Raw genomic sequence first — 22876 nt, forward strand, 5'->3', positions numbered from 1 at the left:
GCCCGATCGTCGCTTTAACCGGCCTCGGCTTTCAACGTCGTGAACCAAGCCTTCATCTTCCAGACACTATGATCGGAGCGGCGAACCGTGTCGCAAATGATCGGCAGCGTGTCACAATGAAACGTTAACTATGATCGAAGCGCGGTCAGAAGAGATTGGAGCGGTTTCCGGCGATTATTCTTGGTTAACGCAATTGCACTTAATGTTTTGTTTTGCACTATGCCAATAGCGGCTCACCAGCTGCAGAAGAACCATCACCGTCTCTGTGGGGGCAGACGCGGTTAAAAAGAGAGTGATGCGATGTCTGTTCGGATGGCCATGGCTAAACTTTGCGCCTGCGCTTGCGGCGGCGCGATAGTCGGCGGGGGCGCCGTCAAGGTGTCCGAGACGAGCGTGCGCTCCGGCTACGTGAAGACGACGTACAAGAAGCGCGTCGTCCGCTCCACCCGCGCCGTCGCGGCTCGCGCGGCTCGCGTTCGCAAGGTCGTTACGACCACCACGACCGCCTGCCCGCCCGCGGTGGTCACCGTCGCCGGTGGCCCGCCCTTGCCGGCGCCGCCGCCCTTCGTCGGATCGAGCGGCGAAGGTGCGACCGTCGTCGGCGGATCGGGCGGCGGCTTCGGCGGCGGCGGGTTCTTCGCCGGCGGCTTCTTCGGCGGCAGCGGCGGATCGGGCAGCAGCGGGATCGTCGTGTCGTCGACCTCGTCGTCGAGCGGCGGGTCGACCTCGAGCTCGACCGGCGGCGCCTACGTCAACAACAACAATAACAACGACAACAGCGCCAACAACTCGAACAACAACAACCAGACGCAGAACCAGAACCAGAACCAGAACCAGGATCAGAGCCAGTCGAGCACGTCGTCGAGCAGCACCAGCTCGTCGAACTCGTCGGCCAGCTCGACCTCGTCGAGCACCTCTGGGTCCACGTCGAGCTCGGGTTCGACCTCGTCGTCGAGCTACGGTTCGTCGTCCAAGGGCTGGGGATCGAGCGGCGGCTGGTCGTCGAACGGCGGCTGGCACGGCAGCAGCGGATCGACCGGATCGTCGGGCGGCCCGCCCGCACCGGTCCCGGCCCCGCCGATGATCTTCCTGTTCGGCGGCGCCGCCGCGGCGCTGGTCGCGCGCAAGCGGCTCGCCAAGCAGACGACGGTTACCGCCTAAGCGGCGGCAAGCGCCTTTTCGATTTCGGGCAGAGGGTGGCCGGTGAGATCCTTCGGGATTTCGCCGGCCAGTCTTTTTTCGACCTCGACGTGATAGTGTTTGCGGATCTCGCCGAGCGTCTTGGCGGGCGCGGCGATGATCAGCGTTTCGAAATCACTGGCGAGTGCGCGGCTTTTGAGCATCGCACCGACATCCGCGGCAAAGCGATCCTCCTCCTGCTGGTGGAAATCGACCTCGTCCATCGTGTCCTGCCGCCCGCCGACGCCGCCGGAGGCGCGGCCCGGGGCATCGGTTTTCTGGTCGCGATCGGCCGGGTTGAGGCGGTCCTCGGCATGTTCGACGATCAAGTTGGGATGCACCGCATCGCCCTCGTTGCGCAGGAACAGCGCCTTGCGGCCATCCGCGACGACGACGAGCGTGTTGTGGGCGATCTGCATGGGCGATTCTCCTGATGGTTCGCGCATGACAACGCCCCGCCCCCGCGCCGGGTTGCGCCGTTCCTCTCGCCCCGCCATAGCCACGCCGTTATGCACGACATCCGCCTGATCCGCGAAAACCCCAAGGCTTTTGATGCCGGCCTGAAGAAGCGCGGGTTGTCGCCGATGGCTGCGGACCTGCTCGCGCTCGACGAGAAACGCCGCTCCTTGATCACCGAAGTCCAAGATAGCCAGCAGCAGCGCAATGCACTGTCCGCGGTGATCGGCCAAATGAAACGTGACGGGGCCGACGCCTCCGTGCCGATGGCGCAAGTCGCACGAATCAAGGAACAGATGCCGCTGATAGAAGCTGAGGAGCGGGCGACCGGTGAGGTGCTGACCGCGCAGCTTGCCGCAATTCCAAACCTGCCGCTTGCCGACGTGCCCGAGGGCGCAGACGAGGACGACAACGAACTCGTCGCCGAGCACGGCCAGCGCCGCGATTTCGCGTTCGCGGTTCGGGAGCACGACGAGATCGGCCCGCCGCTCGGGCTCGATTTCGAAACTGGCGTCGCGCTCGCGGGTGCGCGGTTCACGCTGGTCCGCGGCGCGGCCGCGCGGCTCAACCGCGCGCTCGGGCAGTTCGGGCTCGACGTGCTGACGCGCGATCACGGTTATGAGGAAGTCGTCCCGCCGCTGATGGTGCGTGACGAGGCGATGTTCGGCACCGGCCAGCTCCCCAAGTTCGCCGAGGATTTGTTCCAGACCACCGACGGCCGCTGGCTGATCCCCACGTCCGAAGTCAGCCTGACCAACATCGTCCGCGAGAAGATCCTGAGTGCCGACGAGCTCCCGCTGCGCTTCACCGCACTCACCCCGTGCTTCCGCTCCGAGGCCGGCGCGGCGGGCCGCGACACGCGCGGGTTCATTCGCCAGCACCAATTCGAGAAGGCCGAGATGGTCTCGATCGTGACGCCCGATCAGTCCGAAGCCGAGCACGAGCGGATGACCGTGGCGGCCGAGGACGTGTTGACGCGCCTTGGCCTCCCCTTTCGCCGCATGAAGCTGTGCACCGGCGACATGGGCTTCTCCGCCGCGCGCACCTACGACCTCGAAGTGTGGCTGCCGGGCCAGGGCAAGTATCGCGAGATTTCGAGCTGTTCGACCTGCACCGATTTCCAGGCACGGCGGATGAACGCGCGCTATCGCGACGAAGACGGCAAGCCCGCCTTCGTCCACACGCTCAACGGCTCCGGCCTCGTGGTCGGGCGGATGCTCGTCGCGATCCTGGAGAATTACCAGCAGGAGGACGGATCGGTCGCGATCCCCGACGCGCTGCAGCCCTATCTGCGCGGAATGAACCGGCTTGAGCCGGTAACTTAATTCCTCCCGGTTTACGGGGAGTGTTCGGGCTTTGGCAGGCCCCCGGCCTGCCAAGATCGTGCCTGGGAGGCACGATCTCGCCCGAACACAGCGCGCAGCGCTGACGGAGAGGGCGAGCCGCGAGCGACTCGCTGGTAGCGCACCCCCTCCACCACCGACCTGCGGTCGGCGGTCCCCCTCCCCGTCCCGGGGAGGAATTGCGTACCGCATCACCTGCGCTATGCTCGCGAGCCGGAAGGGAAGCGCGATGCGGAGCAAATTGTCGGTCGTCGTCGCGCTGCTGCTGTCGGGCTGCATTCCCGCCGGCCAGGATTACGGCCCGCCCGATTCCGGCTACGCGCCGCCGCCGCAGGACCGCGACTATCCGCCTGAGCGCTACGATCCGCAGCGCGCCGACGAAGACGTCCCCGCCCCGCCCTCCGCGCCGCCCGCCTGGGTCGCGCAGCCGGTCACGCCCGACGCGCGGACGATCCCCGATTCGACCTATGTCGTCCAGCCCGGCGACACGCTGCGCGGGATCGCCGAAAAGGTCGGCGCGGGGTCGGAGACGATCGCCGACGCCAACGACCTGAGCGCGCCCTTCATCGTCCGCCCGGGACAGCAACTGCACATCCCCGGCGGGCGCTATCACTTCGTCCGCCCCGGCGAATCGGGGATCGCGATCGCGCGCGCCTATGGCGTGCGCTGGGCCGATATCGTCGCGGCGAACAATCTCGAAGAGCCGTACATCCTACGCGCGGGCCGGCGCATCCTGATCCCGGGCGGCGCACCGGCGCGCCCGCAAACGCTCGCCGAGCGCGCCGCGGCGTTCAAGATCGACCTCGGCGACATCGCCACCGGCGGCGGCGAGCCCGCCATCCCGGAGACCGAGCGGGCGCCACGCGCCGCGAGTGTGGTCCGGCGACCCCTTCCCTCCTCCGTGCCGATTGCCACGCCCGGCGCGCTCAACGGCCCGTTCCTGTGGCCCGTCTCGACCGGCAACGTCGTCAAGCGCTTCGGCGCCGGCGCGAGCGGCGAGCGCAACGACGGGATCAAGATCGCTGTCCCCGTCGGCACCTCGATCAAGGCGGTCGCCGACGGCGTCGTGATCTACACCGCCACGAGCGTCGCAGGCCTCGGCGGGCTCGTCATGGTCAAGCACGGCGACGGCTGGACCAGTGTCTACGGGCATGCCAGCCGCATCCTGGTCCAGCGCGGCCAGGCGGTAAGGCGCGGCCAGTCGATCGCGCTGTCGGGCGACACCGGCTTCGCCGACCGGCCCGAGCTGCATTTCGAACTGCGCAAGGGCCGCGTGCCGGTCGACCCACTGACGAAGCTTCCGCGCCGCTAAGCTACCGCTTGCTCGTCATCGCATCCGCGGTGAGCCGACCGAGCGACCGCCCGACCGCGAGCACCCCGGTGCGGAACGCGTCGTCGTCGACCACGAAAGCGTAATCGCCGCGCCTTTTGCCCCATTCGCTCGAATCGTCATCGGACACCGAAATCTCGCGAAACGTGCCGACGCGGGAAGCCGGCACGCGCACGCCGTGTTCGGGCACGCCGATGCTGCACCACGATCCCTTGGCGGTCAGGCCGTAGACGGTGATGCCGGCGAGGTGCATCGAAGGGTTGAAGCTGATAGATGCCGACGAGCTGCGGAACATCGAGTTTTCGCCATTGGCGGCCTGCGCGCCCAATTGCGGCATCGTCAGATAGACTTCGGTGATCAGCTGAGTCGCGCCGGTCCGCTTGGCGGCGTCGGCGAACGGCTTGTTCGGCCCGCCGATCAGCCCGTATTCCAGCGCCTGCGCATCGCTCGGCGTGGCGACGACGAAATCGGTGCCGGGGAACGCCCGCGCATCATGGGTCGGCATGCCGTAGCGCGGGTTGGCGGCCATCAGCGACTTGCCCGCGACATCGCCCCTGACGTCGTCGAACGTCAGCACGGTGTAGCCCGCGCCGCGCAAAGCACCGACCATCTCATTCTGGATGCTCCCGGCCAGCTGCTGCAACTCGGCCTTGCCAGCGCCATCGATATACACGCGCGCCTTGACCCCAACGGCGTTGATCCCGCCCCCCGCGCTCAGCTTCGTGCGGACGGGCACGTAGAGGTACACCGTCGGGACCAGGAACGCGGTGCTCTTCGCGCACGACCCGATCGTGCCGTACTTGACGCGGTCGCGGTTGATCTCGAACTGCGCGTTGCTGAAGTCCTGCGCGAACGTCGCGGTGGTGGTGAACAGCGCCGCGCCTATCCCGGCCGCGCGAAGAAACTTGCCTGGTCGCATCCCAAATCCCCCCCATTTGTCTCTGCGAAGATAGCGCAGGCGCACCCGGGAACCTTGGCGTTTTCGGACAGTGCCGGCGAAACTTCCGTAAGCCGGAACGTCATGCTACCGCCCGCGCCGCTATGAGCACCTATCAGTCCGACCTGCTCCGCACGCTCGATGCGCGCGGCTACATCCACCAGATGACCGACGCGGCGGGCCTCGATGCGCTCGCCTCGAAGCAGATCGTGCCTGGCTATGTCGGGTTCGACGCGACCGCGCCGTCGCTGCACGTCGGCAACCTGGTGTCGATCATGCTGCTGCGGCGGCTGCAACAGGCGGGACACAAGCCGATCGTGCTGATGGGCGGCGGAACGAGCAAGGTCGGCGATCCGAGTTTCAAGGACGAAGCGCGCAAGCTGATGGGCGAGGACGTGATCGCTGGCAATATCGCTTCGATCCGGCGCATCTTCGAACGCTTTCTCACGTTCGGCGACGGGCCGACCGACGCGGTGCTGGTCAACAACGACGACTGGCTGGGCAAGCTCGAATATCTGCCGTTCCTGCGCGACATCGGGCAATATTTCTCGATCAACCGCATGCTGTCGTTCGACAGCGTCAAGCTGCGGCTCGACCGCGAGCAGTCGCTGTCGTTCCTCGAATTCAACTACATGATCCTGCAGGGCTACGACTTCCTCGAATTGTCGCGGCGGATGGGATGCCGCTTGCAGATGGGCGGGTCGGACCAATGGGGGAACATCGTCAACGGCGTCGACCTCGCGCGGCGTGCCGACGGGACCGAAGTGTTCGCGGTGACGACGCCGCTGATCACCAATGCCGACGGCAGCAAGATGGGCAAGACCGTGTCGGGCGCGGTGTGGCTGCACGAGGACCAACTGCCGCATTACGATTACTGGCAATTCTGGCGGAACACCGACGACCGCGATGTCAGCAACCGGCTGCGCATCTTCACCGACTTGCCGATCGACGAGATCGAACGGCTCGAGAAGCTCGAGGGCGCGGAGATCAACCAGGCCAAGATCGCGCTCGCCAACGCCGCGACCGCGATGTGCCGCGGCCAGGCGGCGGCGGAGGCGGCAGCGGAGACCGCGCGCAAGACCTTCGAGGAAGGCGGCGCGGGCGGCGACCTCCCGACGATGGCGGTGCCGCAGGCGATCAACATCGTCGATGCGCTGATTGGATTGGGGTTCTGTGCGTCGAAGGGCGAGGCGCGGCGGTTGATCGCGGGCGGCGGCGCGCGAGTCGATGGCGAGAAGGTCGACGAAGCGTTCACCATCATAACCGGCGAAAATCCGGCGCGCGTGTCGGCGGGCAAGAAACACCACGGGCTGGTGACGCGCGGATAGTTATCGTCAACGCGCGTTAAATATGTTCCTTTTCAAGCTCTTCACACGGCACCCCTAGCGTCGGGGCGGAAAGGGAAACCACCACCGATGGCCGCAGCCGCCCTCGCCTATACCGAAAAGCGCGACATACCGCGCGACGAGGTCGATTATCGCGCACGCGCCTATGGCGGCGACGCGCAGCCGCTCGGGCTTCAGGTCGTCAATATGTCGGCACAGGGCCTGATGGCGCGAGTCGTCGGCGACCGTCCGGTCGGCGAGCGGCTCAAGATCAATCTCCCCGTGGTCGGCGTCATCACTGCGGAAGTGCGCTGGTCGCTGGGTGGACGGATCGGCTGCGAACTCGACCGGCCGATCGCCATGGCGGATTATTACGAATTGCTCGCGGCGTTGCTGAAGGGCGCGCGCTAGCCCGAACGAAGCAGCGCGACTCCCGCGTCGCGTTCGAACAGGTACAGTGCGGTGCGGGCGGCCTGTCCGCGCGGACCGTCGAGCCCGCCGTCGCGGTCGATCAGCAACCGCGCATCGTCGTGCGCGGTCTGCTGGAGCGCGGCAAAATGTTCGGGACTGGCGAGCCGATAGCCCTGCTCGCCCGATTGCCGCGTGCCGAGCATCTCGCCCGCGCCGCGCAGCCGCAAGTCCTCCTCGGCGATGCGAAAGCCGTCGTTGGTCTCGCGCATCAGCGCCAGCCGCGCGCGCGACGTATCGCTCAGCGCGTTGCCACGGATCAGGAGGCAGATCGACTGGCCGCTCCCTCGCCCCACGCGTCCGCGCAACTGGTGGAGCTGCGCCAGCCCGAACCGGTCGGCATGCTCGATCACGATCAGCGTCGCGTTGGGCACGTCGACCCCGACCTCGATCACCGTCGTCGCGACCAGCACGCTGAGCTTGCCGCCAGCGAACGCGGCCATCACCGCATCCTTTTCGGCCGGCTTCATCCGCCCGTGGATCAGCCCGATCCGGTCGCCGAACCGCGATTGCAGCGCCGCGGCCCGCGCTTCGGCGGCAGCGAGGTCCGATTTCTCAGATTCCTCGACCAACGGGCACACCCAATAAGCCTGCCCCCCGCCGTCGATATGACGCCCCAGCGCCTCGGCAACCTCGCCCAGCCGATCCTCCGACACCACACGCGTCTCGATCGGCTGGCGGCCCGGCGGCATCTCGTCGAGCCGGCTGACGTCCATCTCGCCATATTGCGCGAGCGTCAGCGTGCGCGGGATCGGCGTCGCGGTCATCGCGAGCAGATGCGGCGCATTGCCCTTGCCCTGGAGCAACAGCCGTTGCGCCACGCCGAAGCGGTGCTGCTCGTCGACCACGACCAGCGCCAGATCCTTGTACGCGACCGCCTCCTGAAAGATCGCGTGGGTGCCGACCAGGATGTGGATCGACCCGTCGGCCAGCCCCATCAGCGTCGACTCTCGCACGCGTCCCTTGTCGCGCCCGGTCAGCACCGCGACATTGACCGGCAGTCCCGCGAGCATCCGCTGCAGCGTCTCGTAATGCTGGCGCGCGAGGATTTCGGTCGGCGCGAGGAACGCCCCCTGCGCCCCCGCCTCGACCGCCATCAGCAGCGCCATCGTCGCGACCAGGGTCTTCCCCGACCCGACATCGCCCTGGAGCAAGCGCAGCATCGGCGACGATTGCGCGATATCGCCCTCGATCTCGCGGATGGTCCGCGCCTGCGCGGCGGTCGGCGCGTAGGGCAGCTTGAGCATGTCGCGCAACCGCCCGTCGCCCGCCAGCGCCCTGCCCCGCCGCGCCCGCGACGACGCACGGACCAGCATGAAGGCGAGCTGGTTGGCGAACAGCTCGTCATACGCGAGCCGCTCGCGCGCCTTGGTGTCGGCCGGGTCGGCATGCGCCCGCGTCAGCGCGTCGCGCCAGTCGGGCCATTGGTGCTGCGCCTTCAGTCCCGGCTCGATCCATTCGGGCAAGTCGGGCGCACGTTCGATCGCCTCGTGGGCGAACTGCCCAAGCCGCCGCGACGTGATCCCTTCCGACAACGGATAGATCGCCTCGCGCTCGCGGAATCCCTCATCGCCATCGCCCAGATCGGGGTGGATGATCTGCAACTCCTGCCCGTACATCTCGAGCTTGCCCGACACGCGCTTGGACTCGTTCAGCGGGAGCAGCTTCTTCACCCAGCCCGACGAGCCGCCAAAATAGATCAGGCTGACGTAGTTACCCTTCGCATCGGTTGCGTGGACGCGCATCGGCCCGCGCTGGCTGGCGCTCATCCGATATTCGACCGGGGTCAGCGTGATCGCAATCGTCCGCCCGACGTCGGCCATGTCGAGTTCGTCGCGCGGCACGCGGTCGATGAACCCGCTCGGCAGATGGAACGCGACATCGACCACGCGATGCAGCCCGAGCTTGTCGAGCGGCTTGGCGAGCCCCGGTCCGACGCCCTTCAGCGCGGTGACTTCGGCAAACAGCGGGTTGAGGATGTCGGGGCGCATAGCTATCTGGAGCCGACACTAGGGTCCGGACCTGTAACCGGCAACGGTCGTGACGGAGCGGATTTTGGCACAGGGCTAGGCGCGAGGAGGGCGCGATGCCTTAGGCATCGTAACCGACTAGGAACGACGCTCTGCGCCAAAAGACGCCCGCCGCTTCGCGGTTGCCGCCACAAACCCGCTGGACGGCATCACTTGCTTGCGCGTAGCCCCGGCTACGCGACTGCGCGGCATTCCTTGCCAGCGGGTTTGTGGCGGCAATCACGGCCATTGCCGGTTGCAGGTCCGGACCCTTACCCCAGCCGACTGCGCCGAAAAGCGCCGCCGGCCAATCGCCGTTGGCCAGAAAGCAACCGACTCGCATGGACCGCGACATCCGCCTCAAACGCCTGCGCTTCCGCGCGTGGCATCGCGGCACCCGCGAAGCCGATCTGATGATCGGCGGGTTCTTCGACCGCCACGCCGCGACGTGGAACCCGGCGCAGCTCGACTGGTTCGAGCAACTCCTCGAGGAACAGGACGTCGACATCATGGGCTGGGCGATCGGCAGCATACCCTGCCCCGCGCGATGGGACGGGCCGATGATGGCGACGATGCGCGCGCTCGATTTCGTGCCGGTGGCGGCCGCGAAACCCGAATGACCGACCCGCATAAGATATTGGCCGCGAAGGCGCCGCTGACCCTCGCCGGCGTACCGGCGGGGTTCCTGCCGGTATTGCTCGCCGATCTGGCGCGCGCGGCGCCGTCGCGCGTCGTGCTGATCGCGCCCGACGAGGCCGAGATGCGCAGCGTCGCCGCGACCGCGCCGTTCTTCGCGCCCGAACTGGAAGTGATCGCCTATCCGGCGTGGGATTGCCTCCCCTACGACCGCGCCTCGCCCACGTTGCGGGTGATGGCCGAGCGGCTCGCGGCGCTCCATCGACTGCAGGCCAAGCCCAAGGGCCCGCAAGTCGTCGTCACCACCGCCAACGCCGCGACTCAGCGGACGCTGACGCCATTCCGAATCCGCCAGCTGGTCGCACGCCTCGCGCCCGGCGAGCGGATCGGGCGCGACAAGGTCGCGGCGCTGCTGTCGGCCAACGGCTATGTCCGCACCGACACGGTCCACGATCACGGCGAGTTCGCGGTGCGCGGCGGGCTGGTCGATCTGTTCCCGAGCGCCGAGGAACAGGCGCTACGACTCGATTTCTTCGGCGACGAGATCGAAAGCGTGCGCACGTTCGATCCCGCTGATCAGCGCACCACCGGACGAGTCGACGGATTCACCCTCCTCCCCGCGTCTGAAGCGTTGCTCGACGAGGAATCGATCAAGCGCTTCCGCGCGCGTTACCGCGAGACGTTCGGCGCGACCGCGACCGGCGACCCGCTCTACCAGGCGATCAGCGAGGGCCGTCGCCTCGCCGGGATGGAGCATTGGCTGCCGCTGTTCGAAGAGCGACTGGAGACGCTGTTCGACCATATCGGCGACGATGCAATCGTCGTACGCGAGGCCGGCGTTCCGGCGGCGGCCGAACAGCGCCTCGAGGCAATCGCCGATTACCACGCCAACCGCCTCAAGGCGCAGTCGGGCGATCCGGGGTCGTACCGCCCGCTCCCCGCCGACGCGCTCTACCTGACCGCATCCGAATGGACCGCGCGGCTAGCGAGCGCGAAGGCGCACCTGACCACGCCGTTCCACGAGCCCGAAAGCGCTACCGTCATCGACTTCCACGTCGACGGCCCACGCGACTTCGCGCCCGAGCGGTCGAGCGGCGTCAATATCTACGAAGCGGTGGTCGAACACCTCGACAAGCTGCGCAAGGACAAGAAACCGATCCTCGCGAGCTACTCCGCCGGGTCGCGCGAACGGCTCGCGGGGCTTTTGCGCGATCACGACCTGACCGGCGCGACGCTGGTCGACACGTGGCAGGAAGCGCTCGGCGCGGCGGATCGTGGAGTCGCGCTCACCATTCTCCCGCTCGACCACGGCTTCACCGCCCCCGGCATCGCGCTGCTGACCGAGCAGGACATGCTCGGCGACCGACTGGTGCGGCGCAACCGGCGCAAAAAGTCGGCCGACGCGTTCCTCGCCGAGCTCGCCACGCTCTCGCCCGGCGACCTGGTCGTCCACGCCGACCACGGTATCGGGCGCTACGAGGGGCTGACCCAGATCCCGGTGCAGAAGGCGCCGCACGATTGCGTCGCGCTGACCTATGCCGGCGGCGACAAGCTCTACGTCCCGGTCGAGAATCTCGAAGTCCTGAGCCGCTACGGGTCGGAAGAAGGCGGCACGCTCGACCGGCTCGGCGGCGAGGCGTGGCAGCGGCGCAAGAGCCGCATGAAGGAACGCATCCGCGAGATCGCCGGCGAGCTGATCGCGACCGCCGCCGAACGCGCGCTCCACCCCGGCGACGTGATCGAGCCCGACGAGGCCGGCTACCCTGCGTTCGTCGATCGCTTCCCGTACGAGGAAACCGACGACCAGGACCGCGCGATCGACGACGTGCTCGGCGACCTCGCGGCGGGCAAGCCGATGGATCGCCTCGTGGTCGGCGACGTCGGGTTCGGCAAGACCGAAGTCGCGCTGCGCGCCGCGTTCGCCGCGGCGATGGCGGGGAAACAGGTCGCGATCGTCTGCCCAACGACGTTACTCGCACGCCAGCACTACAACAACTTCTTCGCGCGGTTCGAAGGCTTCCCGATCAAAGTCGGGCGGCTGTCGCGGCTGGTCGGCACGGCGGAGGCCAAGGCGACGCGCGAGGGGCTGGCCGACGGGACTATCGACCTGGTCGTCGGCACGCATGCGATTCTCGCAAAATCGATCGAGTTCAAGCGGCTCGGGCTGGTCGTGGTCGACGAGGAGCAGCGCTTCGGCGTGACGCACAAGGAGCGGCTCAAGACGCTCCGCGCCGACGTTCATGTCCTCACGCTCACCGCGACGCCGATCCCGCGCACCTTGCAAATGGCGATGTCGGGCATTCGCGAGCTGTCGGTGATCCAGACCCCGCCGGTCGATCGGCTCGCGGTGCGCACCTATGTCATGCCGTGGGACCCGGTCGTGCTGCGCGAGGCGTTGCTGCGCGAACATTATCGCGGCGGGCAGAGCTTCTTCGTCACACCGCGCATCAAGGACTTGCCTGAAATCGAGGAATTCCTGCGAGAATCGGTGCCCGAAGTGCGCTACGTCGTCGCGCACGGCCAGATGGGCGCGGGCGAGGTCGAGGAGCGGATGTCCGCTTTCTACGACAAGAAATTCGAGGTGCTCGTCTCGACCACGATCGTCGAATCCGGGCTCGACATCCCCAGCGCTAATACCATGATCATCCACCGCGCCGACCGCTTCGGGCTGGCGCAACTCTACCAGCTGCGCGGCCGCGTCGGGCGCTCGAAGACGCGCGCTTACGCATACATGACCACCCCGCCCAACCGCATCGTCACCGAGACCGCCGACAAGCGCCTCAAGGTGCTGAGCGACCTCGATACGATCGGCGCGGGGTTTCAGCTCGCGAGCTACGACCTCGACATCCGTGGCGCGGGCAACCTGCTCGGCGACGAGCAATCGGGGCATATCCGCGAGGTCGGCTACGAGCTCTACCAAGCCATGCTCGAAGAGGCGATCATGGACGCCAAGGCGGGCGGCATGGCGTCGCGCCCACGCGATTTCTCGCCCCAGATCAATGTCGACGCGCCGATCATGATCCCGGACGATTACGTCCCCGACCTCGACCTGCGCATGGGCCTCTATCGTCGGCTTAACGATCTGGACGAGGTGGACGGTGTCGAGGCGTTCGCCGCCGAACTGATTGACCGGTTCGGGCCGTTGCCCGAGGCGACCGCGAACCTGATCAAGCTGATCGAAGTCAAGCTCCACGCCAAGCGCGCCTGCATCGCCAAGATCGACGTCGGGCCGAAGGGTGCGCTGGTCGGCTTCCACGACGACAAGCCGCCGAACGTCGATGGCCTCCTCGCCTATGTCGCGAGGCTCCAAGGCGTCGCGAAGCTGCGTCCCGACAGCAAGCTCGTCATCGCGCGCGAATGGGCTAACCCGCAGGCGCGGCTCAACGGCGCCCTGCAACTGGCAAAGGGTCTGGCCAAGGCCGCGGGATAGCAAGCGATTGATCGAAAACGGCTTTATCGGTAGCCAATCGTTCATACCGGTCCAGTACACCGGGATGATGAGCAAGACAGTAAGGTTCACTCGCTGGCGGTTGATGAGCGCCGCGACACGTCGCCTCGGCGAGGCCGGCACGCTGGAAGGTGTGCTCGAAATTCTGCGGATCAGCGCGCGCGCCATTCTCCGATCGGACGGCGTCACGGTCGTGCGCCGCGAAGGCAACATGGTCCATTATGTCGGCGAGGATGCGATCGCGCCGTTATGGGCGGGCCAGCGCTTTCCGATTGCGACGTGCATTTCGGGCGTTGCGATGATGGAGCGCCAATCGATCGTGATCCCCGACATCCGGCTCGATCCGCGCGTCCCGCTCAACGCCTATCTCTCGACTTTCGTCGCGAGCATGGCGATGGCGCCGATCGGCCATGGTGAGCCGGTCGCCGCGATCGGCGCGTATTGGCGCAGCACCGCGCCGATCGAGGAAGACGCGCTGACGCTGCTCGACATGCTGGCCAAGAGCGCGAGCGCGCAGGCCGAACGGATTCACGATTCTAGGCAGATCCGAAAACTGGCGTCCTAGGCCCGGTCAGTTCGACCTCGCGCTCCTGCTCGAGTTCCTGAATAGAAAAATTTCTCGCGAGTCATGACGAACGTTCCGCTGTGCCGGACAATGATCCAGCGCCGGGCGATTTCCGTCGCGTCGTGGTTGCCGATCCCGCGCGGCGCCCGTTGACGAAGGCGCGGCGACATCGGTCTGTCCGGTCGTGTCGGGCTCGGTGATTACGCCCGACAGGGTGTCGTCCGATTGCTTCAGCGGCGCGATGAACGAGCTAGTCTCCGCGTAACTGGTGGCGTCGTAGCGGGCCGTACCAGACGCCGCAGATATTCCCACTCTTGTCGCTCACGAATCGTTCTATTCCATCACCGAGTACCCGCCCCGGCGCAACGCGTCGGCGACAGTCGGCACAACCGGCGCCAGCATCTCGCGATAGTTGCACCAGCGTCCGATCGACTTGTCGTAGAGCGGCTGGCGCACCTGGCCATAGCTCGGCGTCGGCGCGAGCCGCTTGTTCTCGTGAAACCGATGCTGCGCCGGATCGACCTCGACGCCAATGTACGCCATCAGCCGCTGCGTTTCGCCTTCCTGATCGCGGACGAAGGCTTCGTAGCTGAAATCGTGGAACGGGATGCCAGCCACTCGCCACGCTTGCATCGCATCGGACACCAGCGCCAGATGCGCGGCCGCCGTTCCGGGATCGAAGCCGCAATTGAACCCATGGGTCAGGTTATGGCCCATCACCGACACGAGAATGTCGAGCGGATGGCGGCGGACCAAAATGACCTTCGCTTGCGGGAACGCGAGATGCAGCAGCGGCAGATAGATGTCGTTGAGCGGCATCTTGTCGGTGAACCATTGCGCGCCGGGCGCAAGCAGGCCGTACTGCTCGGCCCGCGCCAGATAGAAATCGCGGAATAACGTCACGAGATGACGCCGGTCCGCACCGGCCAGGCTCGCCAGACCGTCCGGGAAGCGACCGGTCTGCCCCGCCGCGAATTCGACCAGTTCACCGGTGAACGGTAATTCGTCGCCGGCGCGGATCGCGGGATGGCTCGTCAACAACTGCTCGGTCATCGTCGTGCCCGAACGGGGGAAGCCAAGTACGAAGATCGGCTGCGGCACGTCGCCCCGCACCGTGGCGCGCGGTAACCCCGCCATCCGTTCGGCGGTGAAAAAGCCTTGCAATTTCTTCAGGTGTCCCGCGACGCCGGCGCGGTCGTAGGATAGTTTATTTTCCTCGGCGACGCGGCGTTTGCCTTCGACGAAGTCAGCCCAGGCGCCGGCGTAGTTTCCGGCCTTGTCGCGCAACCGGCCGCGCGTCAGCTGGGTCGCGCCTTGCGTCGGTGTGGCCAGCCGGTCGAGTGCCTCCAGCCCGTCGCGCCAGTTTGGCGAGCCTTCCCACAGCAAAGCTTCCTGCCCGGTCACGTCCTGTCGGGTGCGCGCGGCATCGGCCTTGAGCGTCGCGAACACCGCCCACGCTTCGTCTCGTCGCCCCAGCCGTTCCAGCGCCACGGCATGGTGCGCCCGCGGCAGCAGCGCTTCCGGCATTGCCGCACTCGCCTCGCGCAACAAGGGTTCGGCCTCGTCGACCTGACCCTGCCGGATCAGATTGTGGCCCAACGCGGCGAACAGTTCGGGATGACGCCCCTCGATCTCGATTGCGCGGCGCAGATGCCAAGCGCCCGCGACCAGCGATTCCCGCTCGGACAGGCGCATGCCGAGCATGCCGTGCGCGATACCGTTGCCGGGATCGAGGCTCAGCACCTCGCGGCAGACGTCCTCCGCTTCCCGACTCCGCCCCTGCATGGTCAGCTGACGCGCGTGCGCGACTGCTACGCTGTGATCGTCAGGAACGGATTGCGGGGATACGGCCATGCTCGTTGGCGGCGACCATCGTGGCGAGCGCCGCGACGGTCAAGGGCTCGGCACACAGGAAGCCCTGATAATATTGGCACCCTTCCTTCGCCAGCAGGTCGAGTTGCTCGTCGGTCTCGACGCCTTCCGCGATCACGGTCAGCCCGAGCGAGCGCGCCATTTCGATCACGCCGCGCACGACGACGCGGTCGCGCGGCGTGCCGGCGATGTCCTGCGCGAGCTTCTTGTCGATCTTGAGGTAATCGAGCGGCAGCGCCTTGAGATAGGCGAGGCTCGAATAGCCGGTCCCGAAATCGTCGATCGCGACTCGGCAACCCGCGTGGCGAAGCACCGCGAGCAAGTGCGCCGCGGCGCCGAGATCGTCGATCAGCCCGCTTTCGATGATCTCCACCGTCAACCGCGAGCGCGCGAACCGCGAGGCGTCGACCCGGTCGAGGAACAGGTCGGCGAACCCGGGCCGCGCGATGTCGGCGGCGGTGAGGTTGATCGACAGTCGTAGCGCCGACAGGCTTTCGGGCCACGCCGCGGCGGTCTGAAGCGCAAGACGCTGGATGTGATCCGATAGTGCCAGCCCCAGGTCGGCGCGATCAGCAGCGGCGAACAATTGATCGGCGCCGACCGGTCCGAAGGTCGGATGCTCCCACCGAGCCAGCGCTTCGACGCCGGTGATTCGGCCCGTCGCGATTGCTACCTGCGGCTGGAACAGCACCCCGATCTCGCGCGCCTCGATCGCGCGGCGCAGGTCGACCGACAGCGCGTCGGCATTCGCAGCGTCGCCGGCGATCCGGATCGTTGCCCCGTCCGAGGCTCGCGCGTCATCGAGCGCGTCGTTGGCACGGCGCAGGAGTGCGTCGCCGCTCTCGCCCGCGCGCGCCGTCGCCACGCCGACCCGCGCGCCGACCGCAACCAGCGCGCCGTCGATCGCGAACGGCCGCTCCAGCGTGGCGGATAGCGCCCGCGCCAGCGCTTCGGCGTCCACATCGCCCGCCACCGCGATCAGAAACTCTGGGCCCTTCAACCGCGCGACGACGTGGCTCTCGTCATGGCGCGCGCCCGCCTCGCCGGCGATGCGCCGGACGGCGGCGGTGATCAGCGCGTCGCCAGCGTCCCGGCCATAGCCGCTATTGACCAGGTCGAACCGGCTCAGCGCGATGATGATGACGCTCGGTTGCTCATGGCGTTCGATCCAGTCGCGCGCTGTGGCCCAGTCGAGCGGCTCGTCAGGCGCGGCGGCCAGCACGCGGGACTGGGTTCGCGGCTGCGCGAAGCGAAGCGCCTCGACAAATTCGGCGTCGCTGAACGGGCTGGCGAGGAAATGCGTGGCGCCCGCGGCGTGGAACGCGCCGAGCGTCCGGACGTCTTCATGCGACACCAACACCAGCAACGCGCCGCGTTTGGCCGCCAGCACTCCGCCGATCGCCGTCGCCGCGGCCAACGCCTCCTCGCTCGCGCCGCGCGTATCGACCACCGCGAGCGTCGCCGCACTGTCCGCAAAGCTTCGGGTAATGCCCTGCCCCCCCTCCCCGTCAACGCGCCAGCCCGCAGCCACCGCCGCCGCCGACAACTCGTCGGCCCGCGAAAACGACAGCAAGAACAGCGTCTCTCTAGCTGGAGGGCGGTAAACGTTCATCCTACGCCCGCGCATAGCCGCGGCCGGGTTAACATCCGCCATGCATGATCGCGCTTGCGGGCAAGTGCCGGAAACCCTAGCTCTCGGCCCAGGATGGCGAGCTCACCCGCCTTGATAGACCGGCACGGCCGCACGATCAGCTATCTGCGCGTGTCGGTGACCGATCGCTGCGACTTGCGTTGCCGCTATTGCATGGCGGAGGAAATGACGTTCCTGCCCAAAAGCGCGCTGCTTGCGCTGGAGGAGATCGCGATCATCGCCGAGCGCTTCATCGCGCGCGGGGTGACCAAGATCCGGCTGAGCGGGGGCGAGCCGCTGGTGCGGCGCGACGCCATCGACTTGGCGCGACGGCTCGGCGGGCATGTCGGGCACGGGCTCGACGAGTTGACGATGACGACCAACGGCACGCGGCTGGTGCAACACGCCGAGGCGCTGCGCGATGCCGGTATTCGCCGCGTCAACGTCAGCCTCGATAGCCGCGACCCCGAGCGTTTTCACTATATCACGCGGCATGGCGACGTGGATCAGGTGCTGGGCGGCATCGCCGCGGCAAAGGCGGCGGGGTTGGCGGTCAAGATCAACATGGTCGCACTCAAGGGGCTGAATGCGGACGAAATCGCCCCGATGCTCGCCTGGTGCGTCGAGCAGCGCCACGACCTCAGCCTGATCGAAACGATGCCGCTCGGCGCGATCGACGAGGATCGGGCCGATCGTTTCCTGCCGCTGACCGAGGTGTTTGCCGCGCTGGCCAACCAATTCGACCTGACCCGCGATACCCATACCAGCGGCGGTCCGGCGCGGTATTGGCGAGTCGGCGACAGCGGCACGCGGCTCGGGCTGATCTCACCACTTACCGCCAATTTCTGCGATGGCTGCAACCGCGTCCGGCTGACCACCGAAGGGCGGCTCTATTCATGCCTCGGCCATGACGATCAAGTCGATTTGAAGGCTGCGTTGCGCTCTGGGGGCGTCGCGGAACTCGACAAGGCAATCGACAACGCCCTCGCGATCAAGCCTGCGCGTCACGATTTCCGCATCGCCGCGGGAGCCGAACCCGCCGTCGCGCGGCACATGAACGTCACCGGCGGATGACCAGGCGCGCGCTGCTCGCCTCCCCGACCCCCGATGCGCAAGCGGCGGAGCGGGAATTGCGCGGTGCATACGACTGGGTCCCGGTCGAGGAAGCCGACCTGATCGTCGCGCTCGGCGGCGACGGTTACATGCTACAAACGCTCCACACCCTGTTCGAGCGGCGCAGCGATCCGGTGCCGGTGTTCGGGATGAACCTCGGCACCATCGGTTTTCTGATGAACGAATGGCGCAGCGAAGGACTCGACGAGCGACTTCAGCACTCCAAGACATTCAAAGTGACGCCGCTCGAAATGACCGCCCGCACTGTCGGCGGGGAGGAATTCGTCCTTCCCGCGATCAACGAAATCTCCTTGCTCCGCGAAACGCGCCAGGCGGCCAAACTGGAAGTGACGGTCAACGACCGCATCGTCCTACCCGAATTGATCTGCGACGGCATCCTGGCGGCGACGCCCGCCGGCTCGACCGCGTACAACCTTTCCGCGAACGGCCCGATACTCCCGCTCGGATCGGCGATGATCGCGCTGACGCCGATCTCGGCGTTCCGCCCGCGGCGCTGGCGCGGCGCAATCCTGCCGGAGAAGACGCGCATAGGGTTGCGCGTGCTCGAATCCGCCAAGCGCCCCGTGTCCGCCGTCGCCGACCAGCGCGAGGTGCGCGACGTAGCGCAGGTCGAAATCGCAATCGACCGCAGCCGCGAGCTCACCCTGTTGTTCGATCCCGAACATGCGCTCGATGACCGGATTACGATGGAGCAATTCGCCTCGTAGGGCGGCTTGACGCGCGCCGCGTCAAGACTCGCCCAAGGGCGGCCGACGTGGCCCCATGGCCACGGTCGACGGCGCGGCTTTGCCGCGGCGTGTATAGGGGTTGCATCACGATGTCCGGTGTTTATAGAGCGCGCTTCGCGCTATTCCCTGATAGCTCAGCGGTAGAGCTCTCGACTGTTAATCGAGCGGCCGTAGGTTCGAATCCTACTCAGGGAGCCAGCGATATCTCCGTGACAAACTGCGACAAATTCCGGCCGAAGGATCTCGGAGCAAAACCCGTTCATCCTGCGTTCCACCTATTCGCGATAGGCTGGATCGTTTAAAACTATCGGCGAACGGAGAATTATGATGGCGTATTCCTTCCGCCGCGCCTCGGCCCTTGGCCTGATCGCGGCTTCGACGCTGGCGCTGGCCGGCTGCATGACCGAAACCACGTATCGCCCCGCCACCGGCGTCGGCTTCTCGCGCGAAGGCTACAGCGAGCGGCAGATCGAGCCCAACCGCTTCCAGGTCACCTTTGCGGGCAACACGATGACGTCGCGCGACACGGTCGAACGTTACCTGCTGTTCCGCTCAGCCGAACTGACTGTGCAGCAGGGTTACGATTATTTCGTCATGGCCGACCGCGACACCGACAAGCGGCAGCGCACCTATGCGACGCCAAGCTTCGGTGGCGGATTCGGCTACGGCTATGGCGGTTGGGGCCCGCGCTGGCGCTATTACGGCCGCGGGTTCGGCTGGCGCTCGTGGGATCCGTTCTGGGGCGACCCGTTCTTCGACCGCAGCGTGGATATCGACACGGTCGAGAAATACGAAGCGACGGCCGAGATCGTGATGGGCAAGGGCCCGAAACCGGCCGGCAACGTCCGCGCGTTCGACGCCCGCTCGGTGATGGCGAACATCGGGCCGACGGTCGTCCTGCCGAAGTAAATGCCGTCACCTCAGCGAAAGCTGGGGTCTCGTGCAACAAATGATGCTGCTGAGATGCCAGCTTTCGCTGGATGACGGAATGGAAAAAGGCCGGGGAGCGATCTCCGGCTTTTTTGCTGTCAGGCAACCTGCCCGTGGCAGTGTTTGTATTTCAGGCCTGAGCCGCACGGGCACGGCGCATTACGGCTGACCTTGCCCTCCCATTCCTTGGGGTCGGTGCCGAGATCGGGCTCTTCGGGCCGTACATACGACAAGGGCGGCAGCGAGGTAGTGACCGTCCCCAGCGCGCCGGCGTCGAGGTCGCGCGTGTCGTCGTCGCCCGAGAACGGGTCGAAATGCTGCGTGATGAAATCGGGCAAATCGGGCAGTTCGGGCGCCGGCTGGAAGCGGAACTCGGCATGGGCCAGCGTCCGCGTCACATCCTCGCGAATCGACGACAGCATGCGCTCGAACAGCGCGAACGCTTCCTGCTTGTATTCGTTGATCGGCGTCTTCTGCGCATAGGCACGCAGGTGGATGACCTGGCGCAGCGCGTCGAGCGTCGCGAGATGCTCCTTCCAGTGATGGTCGAGGTTCTGCAACAGGATCGACTTTTCGATGCTCGTCCAGGTCGGCGTGTCGATGTCGGCACTCTTCGTCGTGACGAGCGTATCGGCCGCTTCGCGCAGCCGGTTCTCGACCATTTCGACGTCGACCGAATCTTCCTTCAGCCAATCGTCGATCGGCGGCGCGATGCCGAGCAATTCGGCCGCCTTGGTCTTCATGCCCTCGACATCCCATTGCTCGGGGTACGAGCCAGGCGGGCACGAATCGCCGACGATCGAATTGACCGTCTCTGCGCGCATGTCCTCGACCACGTCGCCGACCGCTTCGGCATCCATGATGTCGGCGCGCTGTTCGTACACGACCTTGCGCTGGTCGTTCATCACGTCGTCGTATTCGACGACCTGCTTGCGGATGTCGTAGTTGCGCGCCTCGACCTTCTTCTGCGCGGTCTCGATCGCCTTCGACATCCAGCGCGACGGGGGCAGCGCCTCGCCGTCCTCCAGGCTCGAACGCATCATCTTCGCGAACAGCGTATTCGGCCCGAAGATGCGCAGCAAATCGTCGTCGAGGCTGAGGTAGAAGCGCGAGAGACCCGGGTCGCCCTGGCGCCCCGAACGGCCGCGCAGCTGGTTGTCGATGCGCCGGCTTTCGTGACGTTCGGTGCCGAGCACGAACAGCCCGCCCGCGGCGAGCACTTCCTGCTTCTCCGCCGCGATCTCTTGCCTGATCCGCTCGATCGCCTTGTCGCGCTCGGGCCCTTCCGGCATCTCCGCAAGCTCGTCCTCGATCCGGAAATCGAGGTTGCCGCCGAGCTGAATGTCGGTGCCGCGGCCCGCCATGTTGGTCGCGATCGTGACGGCGCCCTTGCGCCCCGCCTGCGCCACGATGTGCGCTTCCATCTCGTGGTAGCGCGCGTTCAGCACCTTGTGCTCGACCTTTTCCTCGACGAGGAATTCGGAGAGCATTTCGGACTTTTCGATCGACACCGTGCCGACCAGGATCGGCTGGCCCTTGTCGGCATGTTCCTTGATCGTCTTCGCGATGCCGCGGAACTTGTCGTTCAAATCCTTGTAGAACGTGTCCTCCTCATCGACGCGCTTGACCGGCACGTTGGTCGGGATGGTGACGACGTTCATCTTGTAGATGTCATAGAATTCGGCCGCCTCGGTCGCCGCGGTGCCGGTCATGCCCGACAGCTTGGGGTACATGCGGAAATAGTTCTGGAACGTGATCGAGGCCATCGTCTGATTCTCGGGCTCGATGTCGACGCCTTCCTTCGCCTCGACCGCCTGGTGCAGCCCGTCCGACCAGCGCCGACCGTCCATCATGCGGCCGGTGAACTCGTCGATGATGATGACCTTGCCGTCCTTGACGATGTAATCGATGTCGCGCTTGAACATCATGTTCGCGCGGAGCGCCTGGTTGAGGTGGTGCACCACCTGCGTGTTCTCGAAATCGTAGAGGTTGTCGCCCTGGAGCAGCCCGGCGGCCTCGAGCATGCGCTCGACCGTCTCGGTCCCCTCTTCGGTCAGCGTGACCGTCTTCTGCTTCTCGTCCTTCTCGTACGTGTCGGTCGCGAGCTGCTTCACCACCGCGTCGACCTTCATGTACAGCTCGGACTTGTCGTCGGTCGGGCCGGAAATGATCAGCGGCGTGCGCGCTTCGTCGATCAGCACCGAATCCACCTCGTCGACGATCGCCATCGCGAACGGCCGCTGCACCATCGTCTCGCGGTCGTACTTCATGTTGTCGCGCAGGTAATCGAAGCCGAATTCGTTGTTGGTGCCGTACGTGATGTCCGACCCATACGCCTGCTTGCGCTGGTGATCGGTGAGGTTGGGGATGATCACCCCGACGGTCATGCCGAGGAACTTGTAGATCCGCCCCATCCACTCGGCGTCGCGTGCGGCGAGGTAATCGTTGACCGTGATGACGTGGACGCCCTGTTCGGTCAGCGCGTTGAGATAGACCGCGAGCGTCGCGACCAAGGTCTTGCCTTCGCCGGTGCGCATCTCCGCGATCTCGCCGCGGTGGAGCACGATGCCGCCGATCATCTGCACGTCGAAATGCCGCATGCCGAGCACGCGCACCGACGCCTCGCGCACCGTCGCGAACGCTTCGGGCAGGATGTCGTCGAGCTTTTCACCGTTCGCCAGCCGCTCGCGGAACAGGACGGTCTGGTTGGCCAGCGCGGCATCGTCCATCGCCTGGAGCGCCGGCTCGAACGCGTTGATCTTGTTGACGATGCCGCCGAGCGACTTGACGTACCGGTCGTTGGACGAACCGAAGATGGTTTTGGCGAATCCGCCGAGCATGATGATATTCCTGTTGAAATGAGTATGCGCGGCACCGCGTGTGCCG

17 protein-coding genes and 1 tRNA gene are annotated in these 22876 nt (G+C 66.4%); 12 read left to right on the forward strand and 6 right to left on the reverse strand.

Annotated elements, in window-relative coordinates; translation table 11 throughout:
* Positions 1-378: 378 nt before the first annotated feature.
* Positions 379-1161, forward strand: coding sequence for a hypothetical protein (locus E7773_RS06950; RefSeq protein ID WP_293989828.1), 783 nt, complete (start codon positions 379-381; stop codon positions 1159-1161).
* Here E7773_RS06950 and E7773_RS06955 read toward each other — a convergent pair.
* Positions 1158-1598, reverse strand: a complete 441-nt coding sequence (locus E7773_RS06955; protein ID WP_293989829.1) for a host attachment family protein — start codon at positions 1596-1598, stop codon at positions 1158-1160. The two genes, E7773_RS06950 and E7773_RS06955, sit on opposite strands and share 4 nt — an antisense overlap.
* A 90-nt stretch (positions 1599-1688) precedes the next feature.
* Between E7773_RS06955 and serS the strand changes: the two genes are divergently transcribed.
* Both serS and E7773_RS06965 read left to right on the forward strand, forming a co-directional pair.
* Positions 1689-2960 carry a serine--tRNA ligase gene (gene serS / locus E7773_RS06960; protein ID WP_293989830.1) on the forward strand — a complete coding sequence of 424 codons (1272 nt, stop codon included), beginning with the start codon at positions 1689-1691 and terminating at the stop codon, positions 2958-2960.
* Positions 2961-3207: 247 nt separating this feature from the next.
* Positions 3208-4290: a M23 family metallopeptidase gene (locus E7773_RS06965; protein WP_293989831.1), complete on the forward strand. Its 1083-nt coding sequence runs from the start codon at positions 3208-3210 to the stop codon at positions 4288-4290.
* A 1-nt stretch (position 4291) separates the two neighbouring features.
* Here the strand turns inward: E7773_RS06965 and E7773_RS06970 are convergent, their stop codons facing one another.
* A complete protein-coding gene (locus E7773_RS06970; RefSeq protein WP_293989832.1) occupies positions 4292-5227 on the reverse strand; it encodes a hypothetical protein in 936 nt (311 codons plus the stop codon).
* Between the two features lie 122 nt (positions 5228-5349).
* Here E7773_RS06970 and tyrS point away from each other — a divergent pair, with 122 nt between their 5' ends.
* Both tyrS and E7773_RS06980 read left to right on the forward strand, forming a co-directional pair.
* Positions 5350-6573, forward strand: coding sequence for a tyrosine--tRNA ligase (gene tyrS / locus E7773_RS06975; RefSeq protein ID WP_293989833.1), 1224 nt, complete (start codon positions 5350-5352; stop codon positions 6571-6573).
* 87 nt (positions 6574-6660) lie between these two features.
* On the forward strand, positions 6661-6981 hold the full coding sequence (locus E7773_RS06980; RefSeq protein WP_293989834.1) for a PilZ domain-containing protein: 321 nt from the start codon (positions 6661-6663) through the stop codon (positions 6979-6981).
* Here E7773_RS06980 and recG read toward each other — a convergent pair.
* Positions 6978-9029, reverse strand: coding sequence for an ATP-dependent DNA helicase RecG (gene recG, locus E7773_RS06985; protein ID WP_293989835.1), 2052 nt, complete (start codon positions 9027-9029; stop codon positions 6978-6980). The genes E7773_RS06980 and recG overlap by 4 nt on opposite strands.
* A 359-nt stretch (positions 9030-9388) precedes the next feature.
* Here recG and E7773_RS06990 point away from each other — a divergent pair, with 359 nt between their 5' ends.
* From E7773_RS06990 to E7773_RS07000, 3 genes are all read left to right on the forward strand, one after another.
* Positions 9389-9667: a succinate dehydrogenase assembly factor 2 gene (locus E7773_RS06990; protein ID WP_293989836.1), complete on the forward strand. Its 279-nt coding sequence runs from the start codon at positions 9389-9391 to the stop codon at positions 9665-9667.
* Positions 9664-13113 carry a transcription-repair coupling factor gene (mfd, locus tag E7773_RS06995; RefSeq protein WP_293989837.1) on the forward strand — a complete coding sequence of 1150 codons (3450 nt, stop codon included), beginning with the start codon at positions 9664-9666 and terminating at the stop codon, positions 13111-13113. Before E7773_RS06990 ends, mfd begins: the two co-directional genes overlap by 4 nt.
* A 67-nt stretch (positions 13114-13180) precedes the next feature.
* A complete protein-coding gene (locus tag E7773_RS07000; RefSeq protein ID WP_293989838.1) occupies positions 13181-13696 on the forward strand; it encodes a GAF domain-containing protein in 516 nt (171 codons plus the stop codon).
* Between the two features lie 333 nt (positions 13697-14029).
* Here E7773_RS07000 and E7773_RS07005 read toward each other — a convergent pair whose 3' ends face one another.
* The gene (locus tag E7773_RS07005; protein ID WP_293989839.1) at positions 14030-15550 is read right to left on the reverse strand and encodes a sulfotransferase; all 1521 of its coding nucleotides are present in this window, start codon (positions 15548-15550) and stop codon (positions 14030-14032) included.
* A complete protein-coding gene (locus E7773_RS07010) occupies positions 15522-17180 on the reverse strand; it encodes a GGDEF domain-containing phosphodiesterase (RefSeq protein ID WP_293989840.1) in 1659 nt (552 codons plus the stop codon). The genes E7773_RS07005 and E7773_RS07010 overlap by 29 nt, the downstream gene beginning before the upstream one ends.
* A gap of 93 nt (positions 17181-17273) precedes the next feature.
* Here E7773_RS07010 and moaA point away from each other — a divergent pair, with 93 nt between their 5' ends.
* The 4 genes from moaA to E7773_RS07030 all read left to right on the forward strand — a co-directional run bounded on the left by moaA (position 17274) and on the right by E7773_RS07030 (position 19969).
* Positions 17274-18272: a GTP 3',8-cyclase MoaA gene (gene moaA / locus E7773_RS07015; protein ID WP_293989841.1), complete on the forward strand. Its 999-nt coding sequence runs from the start codon at positions 17274-17276 to the stop codon at positions 18270-18272.
* Positions 18269-19039: an NAD kinase gene (locus E7773_RS07020; RefSeq protein ID WP_293989842.1), complete on the forward strand. Its 771-nt coding sequence runs from the start codon at positions 18269-18271 to the stop codon at positions 19037-19039. Before moaA ends, E7773_RS07020 begins: the two co-directional genes overlap by 4 nt.
* 144 nt (positions 19040-19183) lie before the next feature.
* Positions 19184-19258: transfer RNA gene (locus tag E7773_RS07025), tRNA-Asn, on the forward strand.
* Between the two features lie 126 nt (positions 19259-19384).
* Complete coding sequence (locus E7773_RS07030; RefSeq protein ID WP_293989843.1) at positions 19385-19969, forward strand: hypothetical protein; 585 nt, start codon at positions 19385-19387, stop codon at positions 19967-19969.
* Between the two features lie 119 nt (positions 19970-20088).
* Here E7773_RS07030 and secA read toward each other — a convergent pair whose 3' ends face one another.
* Positions 20089-22830, reverse strand: a complete 2742-nt coding sequence (secA, locus tag E7773_RS07035) for a preprotein translocase subunit SecA (protein WP_293989844.1) — start codon at positions 22828-22830, stop codon at positions 20089-20091.
* Positions 22831-22876: the final 46 nt, after the last annotated feature.

It is taken from the genome of Sphingomonas sp. (genome assembly GCF_004799495.1).
Taxonomy (GTDB): Bacteria; Pseudomonadota; Alphaproteobacteria; order Sphingomonadales; family Sphingomonadaceae; genus Sphingomonas.